The sequence below is a fragment of the Mycobacterium kyorinense genome, assembly GCF_002101735.1.
In the GTDB taxonomy this organism is placed as follows: Bacteria; Actinomycetota; Actinomycetes; order Mycobacteriales; family Mycobacteriaceae; genus Mycobacterium; species Mycobacterium kyorinense.
Genome location: NZ_LQPE01000012.1, coordinates 25,764 through 39,257, shown reverse-complemented (window position 1 = coordinate 39,257; position 13,494 = coordinate 25,764). Strand labels below are relative to the sequence as shown.

The following is a 13,494-nucleotide window of genomic DNA, read 5'->3' as shown; positions in this document are numbered from 1 at the left end:
CAGCGGCCATCGCCACCACCACCCGCTCCAACCGCCCCACCAACGCCTCAATGCTTCGGCCCTCAAACACATCGGTGTCGTATTCGACCCGCAGGCCCAGTTCGTGGCCGGGAATGGCTTGCAGTGTCAGCGGGTAGTCGGTGGATTCGCGGCTGGTGAACTCGGTGATGGCAGGCCCGTCGATTCCCGGCATCGCACTGGTGTCGACCGGGTAGTTCTCGAACACCAACAGGGTGTCGAACAGTTGGTCGTGGCCGGTGATGCGGTGGATCTCGCTCAGCGATAGATGTTGGTGCTCAAGGGTGTTGGCGTGGACGCGCTGCAGTTGGTCGAGCAGCTCGACGGTGGTGGTTTCTGCCGTGAGGCGCGCCCGCATCGGTATCGTGTTGATCAACAACCCGACCATCGACTCCGCGCCGGGCACCTCGGCGGGCCGGCCCGAGACCGTCGTACCGAATGCGACATCGTGCTGGCCGGTCAGCCACATCAGCAGCTGCACCCAGCCGGCTTGCAGCACGGTGTTGAGGGTGGTGTGGTGTGAGCGCGCCAGCTCGTCAAGCGACCGAGTGATGTTCTCGGGCATTCGATATGAGACGACGCCCCGTTGCGCTGGCTTCGGGTTTTGCGGCGGGCCGACCAGAGTAGGGGTATCAAACCCTGCCAGCACTTCGCGCCAGGCAGTGCGGGCACTTTCGTGGTCGCGCTCGGCCAGCCAGGTGAGGAACCTGCGGTATGGCACCGCCGCGGGCAGCCGTTGTCCGTGATAGCCGACAAAGATTTCCTGCAGCAGGATCGGCAGCGACCAACCATCGAGCACGAGGTGGTGATTGGTCAGCACCAAGCGGTGCCGATCCGGCGCGGTGCGGATCAACGCGACCCGGAAAGCCTGCGGATGGGCCAGGTCGCAAACCGCGGCGCGCTCGGCGACGCAGAGTTGCTCGATCTGCTCGTCGAGGGTGGCAGCGCCGTCCAGATCGATATAGCGCCAAGGGGCTGCGGGATCGGCCGGGATGAGCTGTACCGGTGGGTCGAACTGTTCGCAGAATCGGGCCGCCAGGTGCGGATGGCGGTTGATCACCTCGTGCACCGCATCGCGTAGCCGCTGATGGTCGAGCCGCCCGCTTAACGTGATGTCCAGTTGCACCGCATACAGATCGCGGTCGCTGTCTCCCACACTGTGGGCGTGAAAGAGCAGCCCCTGCTGCAAGGGCGTCAGCGGCAAGACGTCCGCGATGTGATACTGACGCTCGAGCTCATCGATCTGCTGCTGGCTCAGGGGGGCCGGGGCGATATCCGAAGGGGTGAGTCCGCCGCCACCGGCCCGCACGTGCGCGCAGATTCCGGACAGAGCGTCGACCCACAACTGGCTGAGCCGGCCGGCTTGAGATTCGCTGAAACTCGAAGGCGCCCAGGTCCAGTCGGCGTGCAGGTGCGGACCGGCGTCGGTGTCGACGGTGCCGGCGTTGAGCTCCACGGTGTGCGCCAGCGGCATCGGTATGGTCGCGCTGGAGCCGGCGAGCAACAGGCCTTCCTGGCAGATCCGCCAAACGTCACGGGAGCCGTTACCCGCGGCGCCCAGACGCCCGAAGTAGTTGAAGCCTATTGACGGGTCGGGCGACGCCAGGTCGACATCGCGGTTCAGATAACGCAGCACACCGTAGGTCAGACCGTCTGGGAGAGCGCGCAATTGCTCTTTGGCGTCTTTGATCACCGCTCCGAGCGCGGGCTCACCGGCGATCACTTGGCCCCAGCGCAGTTCGCCCAGGCTCAGCGCTACCGGGTACTTGGTGGTGAACCAACCGACGGTGCGCGACAGATCGACTCCGGGGGCCAGTTCTTCCTGCCGGCCGTGGCCCTCGACGTCGATGGCCACTGGCGCGTCACTAATGCCCAGAAACTCCGTCACCGCCAAGCCGAATGCGATCAGCAGGATGTCCTGCACCCCGGCGTGGAACGCCGCCGGCACGTCGCCGAGCAGGATCGCCGTCGTCTGGGCGTCCAGCGAGACCGACAGATGTCCGGCGCTCGCGTAGGTATCCACCTCCGGGTTAACAGCCGGCAGTGCGGCCGGGGTCGCCGCCACCTCCCTCCAGACGTGCGCGTGTGCGACGACGTCCGAAGCGTGGGCGCACTCGCTGAGAAGCGACGCCCACCGGGCAAATGACGTTCCGCCGGCCGGCAATTCCAGCGGTTGCCCGCTGCGATGCTGGGCCCAGGAAACGTTGAGGTCTTCCAACAGAATTCGCCACGACACCCCGTCGACGGCCAGGTGGTGAATGATCAGCGCCAGCTGCCTCGTCGCGGTCACCCACAGCGCGCGCAGCATTACCCCGGCGGCCGGGTTGAGCCGCGAGCGCGCCTGGATCAGCGACTCGTCGGACAACTCGTCGACCGTCTGCAGGCACTCGCGCGCATCCACCGAGCCGACCTCGGGCACCGTCAACGACGCACCGTCATCATTTAGGTGTGCCCGCAGCATGGCGTGCCGATCCAGCAATGCCTGCAACAGCACCACCACGTCGGCTTCGCCCACCTCTGGCGGACCCTGGATCAGCACCGTTTGGTTGAACTGGTCCACCGGACCGTCAATACTGTTCAGCCAGCACATGATTGGCGTTGGAGTCACCGCGCCCACGCCCTCGTCGATCGGACCACCCGCACCGGCTGTTTCGGTAACCCGGGCCAGCCGGGCGACGGTCTGCTCGACGAACACATCACGCGGCCGGCACACCAAGCCCGCGGCACGCGCCCGCGCCACCACCTGCATCGCCGAAATGCTGTCGCCGCCCAAATCGAAGAACGAGTCGTCGACGCCGACCCGCTCCAGGCCCAACACCTGGGCGTAGATGCCGGCCAAGGTTTCCTCGACGGCGTTGGCCGGGGCCCGATACCGGGCGGTGTCGGCGTAGTCGGGGGCCGGCAGCGCGCGGGTGTCGAGTTTGCCATTGGGTGTCAACGGCCAACTTTCGACCGCGAGTATGGCGACGGGCACCATGTGCGCCGGCAACCGCTCGGTCAGCGTGGCGCGGAGAGTGGTCGGGTCGGCGCTGCCGGTGATATAGCCGACGAGGCGCTTGTCGCCGGGGCGGTCTTCGCGCGCGATCACCACCGCCTGCTCGACGCCGTCCAAAGCGGTTAGTGCGGCCTGGATTTCGCCGAGTTCGATGCGATAGCCGCGGATCTTGACCTGCTCGTCGGCACGGCCCAGATAATCCAGCTGCCCATCTGCGCGCCAGCGCACCAGATCCCCGGTGCGATACATCCGCTGCCCCGGTCCACCGAACGGACACGCCGCAAACCGCGACGCCGTCAACGCAGATCGTCCCACGTACCCGCACGCCACCCCGGCGCCCGCCACATACAACTCGCCGACCACACCGACCGGCACCCGCCGGAGCCACCCGTCGAGTACGAACAATGCCGCGCCCGTCACGGGCATCCCGATCGGCGGCACCCCCGCACCGGCTGTGAGCGGCGCACTGATCGCCACACACATCGTGGTTTCCGTGGGGCCGTAGGCGTTGACCATCACCCGCCCGGACGCCCACCGGTCCACTATCTCGGCCGGACATGCCTCACCGACGGTCACCAACGCCACGGAGTCCAGCCCCTCGGGGGAAAGCACTTGCAGTGCCGACGGAGTCTGGGTCAGCACGTCCACTTGCTCGTCAATCAGCGTGGCGTGCAGCTCATCCGGCGAGCCAACCATGGCCTCGGCGATCACCACCACCCGGCCACCACGCAACAACGCCCCGAAGATCTCCCACACCGACACGTCAAACGCCAGCGAATGCGCATGCGACCACACCCCCGCGGCCGGCAGCCCCGCATCCAGGGGCGCCAGCAGCTGGGTCACGTTGCGGTGAGTGACCGCAACCCCTTTCGGGACCCCGGTGGTGCCCGAGGTGTAGATCAGGTAGGCAATGTCGTCTGCCGCTGGCACCGACAAGGCAGTGGTCGGCTGCGGGTCAATGCCAGGGTCGTCGACATCGATGACCGCCAAGTCGAACCCGTCCAGCCGTTCGGCGTGACGGGCGGTGGTGATGGCCGCGACGGGCGCAGCGTCGCGAAGGACGAACGCGATGCGGGCCGGCGGCAGTCCGGGGTCGATCGGCAGATACGCGGCCCCGGTTTTCAGGACCGCGAGGATCGCCACGACCGCCTCGGCCGACCGCGGCAATAGCAACGCCACACATTGCCCCGCACCCGTACCCTGAGCAACCAGCAGGTGCGCCAACCGGTTCGACGCCTGGTCGAGCTCGCGGTAGGTCATCGAGTGACCTTGGCCGCTGACTGCCACTGCCTCTGGTGCCCGGGCCGCCGCCGCTGCAAACGACTCGGGAATCGACGCCGCCAGTGGTTCGGGCCGGGTCAACGCCGCGCGGTTGCCGATCGCATCCAGCCGGGCGTGCTCACTGTCGGCGAGCACATCCAGCGACGACAACATCGCCCCCGGATCGGCGGTTATGGCTTCCAGCATCCGCCGCAACCGGTCGGTCAGCGTCTCGATGCTGGCGGCGTCGAAGACGTCAGTGCGGAACTCCACGTCCCCAGCGATTCCGCCGGGCTCGCCGGTTCCGGTCCAGCGCTCAGCCAGTGAAAACACCAAATCCATGCGAGCAGAATGGGTTTCCACCGTGACCGGTGTCACCTCGAGGTTACCCAAGGCCAGCTCTGCAGGCTGATTGTGCCAGGCCAAGGCCACCTGGACCAGCGGATGATGGGACAGGCTCCGGGTTGGGTTGAGCCGCTCCACCAACACCTCGAACGGCACATCTTGATGCTCATAGGCAGCCAGACTGCGCGCCCGCACCTGCCCCAAAAGCTCTGCGACACTGGGATCACCGGCCACATCAACCCGCAACACCAACGTATTGACAAAAAACCCGACCAACTCATCGAGGACGGGGTCACGCCGCCCCGCGATCGGGAAGCCCACCGCCACATCGGAACTCGCGCTGAGCTTGGCCAGCAGCACGACCAACGCCGCCTGCACCACCATGAAACTCGTCGCGTTGTGCTCCCGGGCTACCCGCGCCACCCGCTGCTGCAATTCGGCGGGCCATTCCACCGCCACACTGGCGCCACGGTGATCGGCCACCGGCGGGTAAGGTCGATCGGTGGGCAACTGCAGCCGCTCCGGCAGGCCAACCAGGGCATCCTGCCAGTACGCCAGCTGCGCGCCGATCACACTGTCCGGGTCGTCCAGATCGCCGAACTGCGCGCGCTGCCAGAGCGTGTAGTCGGCGTACTGCACCGTCAATGGCGCCCAGTCGGGAACCCGCCCCGCCTGACGGCTGGCATAGGCGAGACCCAGGTCACGCACCAATGGAGTAATCGACCAACCGTCGGCGGCGATGTGGTGCACCACCGCCACCAACACATGCTCATCCTCGTCGAGATGCAAAAGCCGTGCCCGCAAAGGAATCTCGGCGGTCAAGTCGAAGGTGTGCCGCGCCGTTTCGTCGATGGCCTGTCGCACTCGGCTTTCCGGCCACCCGGTGACATCGAGCACGTCCCAACCGAAGTCGGCCTGACCGACGGGGACAACCACCTGCTGGGGTATTCCCTCGGGCGCCGAGAACACTGTGCGCAGGCTTTCGTGGCGGCCCACCACATCGGCCAGTGCAGTTCCCAGCGAGTCGACGTCAAGCGGTCCTCGCAGCCGCAACGCGGCTGTCATGTTGTAAGCCGGGGACGGCCCCTGCACCTGGTCCAGAACCCACAGCCGGGATTGGGCAAACGACACGGGCACCACGGCCGGCCGCTCAAGAGCCACCAGCGGCTCCAACCGCCTCGTGCCGTCACCAATGTGTGGCGCCAGCCGGGCGACCGTGGGCGCGTCGAACACGGTACGCACCGCAAGCCCGGCATCCAGAGAGTCGTTGATCGCAGCAACCAGACGCATCGCGGACAGCGAATCCCCGCCGAGTTCGAAGAAAGAGTCGTCGCGCCCGACCCGCTCGAGCCCGAGGACCCGGGCATAGATGGCGGCCAGGATCTCCTCGATCGCGTTGGCCGGAGCGCGATAATCACCGGCGCTGTAGTCGGGTGCCGGCAGGGCCCGTTTGTCGAGTTTGCCGTTCACCGTCAACGGCAGCGCCTGGATCGCCACCACCGCGGCGGGCACCATGTAGGCGGGCAGCCGCTCAGCCAGCTTCTCGTGGATCTGGGCCGGGTCCGCAGTGCCGGTGACATAGCCGACCAGACGTTTGTCGCCCGGACGATCCTCGCGGGCGATCACCGCCGCCTGGTCCACCCCGGCAAGCGCGTTCAGCGCCGCCTGCACCTCACCGAGTTCGATGCGATACCCGCGGATCTTGACCTGTTCGTCGGCACGGCCCAGATAATCCAGTTGGCCATCGACACGCCACCGCACCAGATCACCGGTGCGATACATCCGCTCACCGAACCCACCGAACGGGCACGCGACAAACCGCGACGCCGTCAACCCGGTCCGGCAGGCATAGCCGTATCCCACGCCGCCGCCGGCCACGTACAGCTCCCCGACGGCACCGGGCGGCACCGGGCGCAGCCACCGGTCCAGCACGAACAGCGCCGCTCCTGGCACCGGCGCACCGATCGGCACGACTCCCGAGCCAGCCGTCAGCGGCGCACTGATCGCGGCGTACACGGTCGTCTCGGTGGGGCCGTAGGCGTTGATCATCACCCGCCCGTCGGCCCACCGATCCACCAGTTCCGGTGGGCAGGCCTCTCCGGCCACCACCAACGCCGTCGACTCCAGACCCTGCGGCGAGAGCATCCCCGCTGCTGAAGGCGTCTGGCATAAAACGTCGACCCGTTCGTCAATCAGCAAGGCGTGCAAGTCATCCGGCGATCCGGCTACGGACTCGGGAACCACCACCAGCTGCCCACCGTGCAGCAGCGCGCCGAAGACCTCCCACACCGAGACGTCGAAGCTGTACGAGTGCCACTGCGCCCAGATCTGCCCCGGCCCCGATGGCAGGCTGGCGTCCAGCGAGTCGAACAGCCGGGTCACATTGCGGTGGGTGATTGCTACCCCCTTGGGCGCACCGGTCGTGCCCGAGGTGTAGATGAGGTAGGCGACGTCGTCGGGCACCGGCCCCGGCAGTGCAGTGCTGGGCCAGGTGTCGACATCGGGGTCGTCGATAGTGAGGACAAGCACCTCAGATTGGTCCAGCCGTGAGCGCAGCCCGGCGGTGCTGAGCGCGACGACCGGTGCAGCGTCGGCCACCATGAACCGGATGCGCGCCAACGGGAGCGCCGGGTCGATCGGCACGTACGCCGCCCCGGTCTTGAGCACCGCAAGGATGGCGACGACAGCTTCGGCCGATCGCGAAAATAGCAGTGCCACATGCTGTCCCGGGCCTGCGCCGTGGTCGGCCAGCAGGTGCGCCAGCCGGTTCGACGCCTCGTCGAGCTCGCGGTAGGTCAAGGAGCGGCCTTGGCAGCTGACCGACACAGCCTGCGGGGTCCGCGTGACTTGTGCGGTGAACAACGCCGGCACCGTTGCCGCGGCCGGCGCGGGTCGTGTCAACACGGTCCGGTGGCCCCACGCACCCAGCCGGGCCTGCTCACCGGCATCCAAGATGTCCATCGCCGAGAGCCGCCGCGCTGGATCGAGGCTCATCGCGACCAACATCCGCTGCAGCCGCTCGATCAGTGTTTGGATGTCGGCGCTGTCGAACACGTCGGTGTCGAATTCGACGCGCAGGCCCAGTCGTTCGCCGGGCAGGGCCTGCACCGCAAGCGGGTAGTGGTTGTACTCGTGGTTGCCGAATTCGGTGATGGTCAACCCGTCGGCGCTCGACAAAGCATCGGTGTCGATCGGGTAGTTTTCGAACACCAAAAGGGTGTCGAACAGCTGATCGTGTCCGGTGATGCGCTGGATGTCGGACAGCGCCAGATGCTGGTGTTCGAGTGTGTCGTTGTACGCGTTTTGCAGCTGCACCAACAGATCTGCGGTAGTGGTCGCCGCCGTGATGTGCGCGCGCACAGGCACTGTGTTGATTAACAGGCCCACCATCGAATCCGCGCCGGCGATCTCGGCTGGCCTACCCGAGACCGTGACACCGAAGGCGACGTCGTGCTGGCCGGTCAGCGAGGTCAGCAGTAACGCCCAGCCGCCCTGCAGCACGGTGTTGACGGTGGTGTGATGCGAACGCGCCAGCTCGCCAAGGGCGCGCGTGATGTGCTCGGGTACCCGGAAGGTGGCAACGGCTCGCCGCCCCGGCTCCAGCCGCCTCGGCGAGCCGACCAAAGTGGGCGTGTCGAAACCGGCGAACAGCTTGCGCCACGCCGCGTGCGCGTCGGCAACGTCGCGTTCGGCCAGCCAGGTGACGAAGCGGCGGTACGGCACAGCCGGGGGCAGCCGCTGCCCGTAGTAGCCGGCGAATATTTCCTGCAGCAGGATCGGCAGCGACCACCCATCTAGCACTATGTGGTGATACGTCAGCACAAACAGGTGCCGATCCTCTGCGGTGCGAAGCAGGGCGGCCCGAAACGCCGGCTGATCGGCAAACTGGCACACCGCGGCGCGTTCGGCGGTACGCACCCGCCGGATCTGCTCGGCGATGTCGGCGTCCAGTTCCGCGTAGCGCCAAGGCATCTCGGGATCGACTGGAATGACTTGCACCGGCTCGCCGGGCTGTTGGCAGAATCGGGCGGCCAGGTTGGGATGGCGGTTGACCACGTTGTGCACGGCGTCGCGCAGCCGCTGCTGGTCGAGCGGGCCACTTAGAGTGATCTCCAGTTGCATCGCATAGGCGTCGTCGTTGCCCTGCGCCGCGGCGGCGTGAAACAGCAGGCCCTGTTGCATCGGGGTCAGCGGTAACACGTCGGCGATCCGGTATTGCTGCTGCAGTTCGTCGATCTGCTGCTGGCTCAACCGGGCTGGAGCGATGTCCGACGGCGTCAGCCCGCCCCCACCGCGGCGCACATGCGCGCAGATACCGGACACGGCGTCAAACCACAGCCGGCTCAGCTCACCGATTTGCGCCTCATCCAACACCGACGGCGCCCATACCCAGTCGGCGTGCAGATGCGGGCCGGCGTCGGTGTCGACGGTGGCGGCGTTGAGCTCCAACGTGTGCATCAACGGCATCGGCACCGCGGATGCGAGGCCGGTGAGCGACAAGTCCTCCTCGCTGATACGCCATGCATCGCCGCCGACCTCGGCCGCCGAAAGGCCAAGCCGCCCTAGGTAGTTGAAGCCGATCGGCGGGTCCGAGCCGGCCAACTCCACCTGGCTGTTCAGGTAACGCAGCACACCGTAGGTCAGATCGTCGGGCAGGGCGCGCAATTGTTCTTTGGCGCCTTTGAGTACCGCTCCCAGCCCGGCATCGCCGGCAACGATCTGCGCCCACGACAGCCCGTTCAGGTTCAGCGACACCGGGTATTTGGTGGTGAACCAGCCCACGGTGCGCGACAGGTCGACATCGGGCGCCAGGTCTTCGTGACGCCCGTGACCCTCGACCTCGATGCCGATCGTTGCACCATCAGCGTCCAGAAACTCCGCTAGCGCCAACCCGAATGCGATCAGCAGGATGTCGTGTATCCCGGCGTGAAACGCCGCCGGCACCTCCCCCAACAGCATCCGGGTGGTCTCGACATCCAGTTCGGTCGACAGGTGCCCGGCGTTCTCATAGGTATCGACCTCCGTGCGCACCCCCGGCAGCACCGCCGGCCCCCTCGCCGCCTGCCGCCACGCCGCGGCCAGTCGCGTGACGTGCGGGGCGTGCGCGTAGTCGGCCAGCAGTGCCGACCACCGCGCAAACGACGTGCCGATCGCAGGCAACGCCAAAGGTTGGCCCGCACGGTGCTGCGCCCAGGCAATATTGAGGTCTTCCAACAGGATTCGCCATGACACCCCGTCGACGGCCAGGTGGTGAACGATCAACGCCAACTGGCCCGTCGGGGCCACCCACAGCGCGCTGAGCATCACACCGGCCGCCGGATTCAACCGCGACCGCGCCGCCGCTACCGCCTGCACCGACAACACATCCACCGAGTGCAGGCACTCGCGCGCGTCGACCGTCCCCGCCTCGGGCACCCACAGTGACCAATTCCGGTCGGTGCTGTCCGTGACACGCAGTCGCAACATGGCATGCCGATCCAGAAGGGCCTGCAACAGCGCCACCACGTCGGCCTCGCGCACCCCCGCGGGAGCCTGCAAAAGCATCGTCTGGTTGAACTGCTCGACGGGACCGGCCACGCCGGCGAGCCACCGCATGATCGGGGTGGGTATCACCTGCCCGATACCCTCGTCGGTCGGGCCGGCGCCGTCGACCACCCGGGCCACCCGGGCCAGCCGGGCCACCGTCTGCTCGACGAACACATCGCGCGGCCGGCACAACAGACCGGCGGCCCGTGCCTGCGAGGCCACCTGCATCGACAAGATGCTGTCGCCGCCGAGTTCGAAGAAGGAGTCGTCGACGCCGACTTGCTCGAGGCCCAGCACTTGGGCGTAGATGCCGGCCAATAGTTCTTCGATCGCGTTGGCGGGGGCGCGATACCGGTCAGCGTTCGCGTATTCGGGTGCCGGCAGCGCCCGCTTGTCCAGTTTGCCGTTGACCGTCAACGGCAATGCCTCCAACACCACCAGCGCCGCGGGCACCATATAGCCCGGCAACCGCTCGGCCAACTGCTCACGGACCTGGACCGGATCGGCACTCCCGGTCAGATAGCCCACCAGCCGCGTGTCACCCGGGCGGTCTTCGCGGGCGATCACCGCGGCCTGATCCACTCCCGGCACCCCGCTGAGCGCGGCCTCGATCTCGCCGAGTTCGATCCGATACCCGCGGATCTTGACCTGCTCGTCGGCGCGTCCCAAATAGGTCAGTTGTCCCGCGGCGTCCCAACACACCAAATCCCCGGTGCGATACATCCGTTGCCCCGGCGCCCCGAACGGGCACGCCACGAAGCGCGACGACGTCAATCCCGCCCGGCCCACATACCCAAACCCGACACCACGCCCGGCCACATACAACTCACCCACCACACCCGCCGGCGCCGGACGCAACCACCCATCAAGCACAAAAAACCCAAGATGAGCCAACGGCACCCCCACCGGGCTCACCACACCATCGACATCACCCCAGCCGATCTCACGGAACGACGCATGCACCGTCGTCTCGGTGGTGCCATACATATTGACCAACCGCGGCGCACCCGGATGACGCTCCAACCACCCCCGAAGACGCGCCGGCTCAAGGGCTTCCCCGGCAAAGATCACCGTCTCAAGCTTGAGCTGACGACCCAACTCCGGCGCCAGCGCATCAGCAGTCTGCAACGCATAGAACGCCGACGGCGTCTGACTCAACACGTTGACTTGCTCGGCCACCAACAACGCGTGGAAATCCTCCGGGGAACGCGCCACCGACTCGGGCACCACCACCAGCCGCCCACCGCCCAGCAGTGCGCCGAAGATCTCCCACACCGAGACGTCGAAAGCCAACGAATGCCACTGTGACCACACCGCTGTGCGCTCCAGGTCGTCGTCGACGGACTCCAGCAGGTGGGTCACGTTGTGGTGGGCAATAGCCACTCCCTTGGGCACACCGGTGGTGCCGGAGGTGTAGATGATGTAAGCGATGTCGCTTGGGCCGGGCATCGGCAGTGCGGTGCTGGGTTGGGCATCCACTGCCGGGTCATCGACATCGATGACGAGCACCTCGAAACCATCCAGCCGACTGGCGAACCCGGCCGTGGTGATCGCTACGACGGGCGCGGCATCGCCGACTACGAATTCGACCCGCGCTGCCGGCACCGCCGGATCGATCGGCACATAGGCCGCCCCCGTCTTCAGCACCGCCAAAATCGCCGTTACCGCCTCAGCCGACCTGGGCAACAGCAACGCGACACACGTGCCGGGGCCCACCCCATGGTGGGTCAGCATGTGCGCCAACCTGTTCGACGCCTCATCGAGTTGGCGGTACGTCACCGACACGCCCTCAAAGGTCACTGCCACCGCATCGGGAACACGGGCAACCTGGGCGGCGAACAATGCCGGAATCGACGCCGGCGCCGTCGGCGGCGCGGTCAACACCGCCCGGTTGCCCCACCCGTCCAGCCGGGCGCGGTCATCGGCCTCGACTACCTCGATCGACGACAGCGATCGCGCCGGATCTGCGGTCATCGCCAGCATGACCCGTTCGAGCCGCCCCACTAGATCGTGGACATCACAGTCGGCAAGCAATTGCCTCGGCCCGGCGGTGTCGAGAAAGAGTTGGTCATCGGCGCGGATGAACCACAGCTCGAGCTGGTCCTCGAAACCGGAATGGGTGACGGCTCCGGACCCCGACGCACCCGCGAAATCCGCCAGGCGGGTGGTCGGAATGAAATTAAGAAGGACCCGATTCGACGCCTCCGGGGCGCCGCGCCGCCGCGACTTGTTCTCGAGAACGCGCACTGGGAAACGCTGGTGCTGCAGCACCCCTTGCATTCGCGCATCGACGTGTTCGCAAAAAGCGGCCACCGCCTGCCGCGGGGAGGCTTTCAACACCAGTGGTACAACCCCGGAAACCATCCCGGGCACCGTCGTGGTTTCCGGAAGCACCCGCCTGCTCACCGGAAAGTCGAACACCACCTCTGAGCCGTCGACGTCGCGCCCACGCACCAGCAGCGCGCACGCCGCCGTAATCACCGAAGCTCGGCGCACCCCCAGCGTCCGCGCCAGAAGGGTGATCTCCGCGACGACGTCGGGGTCCAGTTGAACTGGCGCGCAGGACTCGCCGGGATCGCGGCCGGCGGCCGCGCGCGCCAGCTGGTAACGCGGCTGGCTTTCCGACGGAAGGTTGGCGGCCCAGTAGGCCTGGTCGGCAAGGTAGTCGGCGGAGGCCTCGTAGGTGGACTCGCAATCGACCAGGCTTGTCAGTGATCCGAAAAAGGCGGGCGGAGCGGATGTCCCAGAAGCCATCGCAGAATAGACGGTCGCGATTCGATGCGATATAAGGCCAATGCCGATCCCGTCTATGACTAAATGGTGGCAGCACACGAACAAATAGAATTCACGGACCGCTGTCTGAAACAACGCGAATTTGAATAGCGGCCCGCTCAGCGGCATCGGCGTGCGTTGTATCGAATAGGCGAGCCGATATGCTTCTCTCCCGGGGTCTTGCGAGCCCATGAGGTCGTAGCGGGCTAGCTCAACGTCGGGATAATCAACGGCCTTTTGTAAAACTCGGCCATCAACCTCGATGAAGGTGGCCCTCAGTGGTTCGGCCTCGGCCACCACTTGACAGACCGCCTTGGCAAGCAGGTCGGGGTCAAGGGAGCCCTCGATTCGCCCGAGCATGCCCAGCTGCCACTTGGCGTCTAAGCTCCCCGTTTCCCGCGCAAGCCAGATGTCGAGCTGGCCCCGGGTAAGCGGCAACGCGCGGTCGTCAAGTCCCATCGAGACTTTCACCACTTACTTGTGGAAAGCCTGTCCCCAGCCAACGTCCCCCGACTCCTCGGCCGCGTATCGGTCCAGCCCCGTTCGATCGGATCGATGCTCACCAGCTCTCCAGATGT

The 13,494-nt window shown here is 66.6% G+C and carries 1 protein-coding gene; it reads right to left on the bottom strand.

What is annotated here, in order from left to right; translation table 11 throughout:
* A partial coding sequence (locus tag AWC14_RS02385; RefSeq protein WP_142281520.1) for a non-ribosomal peptide synthetase occupies window positions 1–13,375 on the bottom strand: 13,375 nt, incomplete at its 3' end.
* Window positions 13,376–13,494 lie beyond the last annotated feature (119 nt).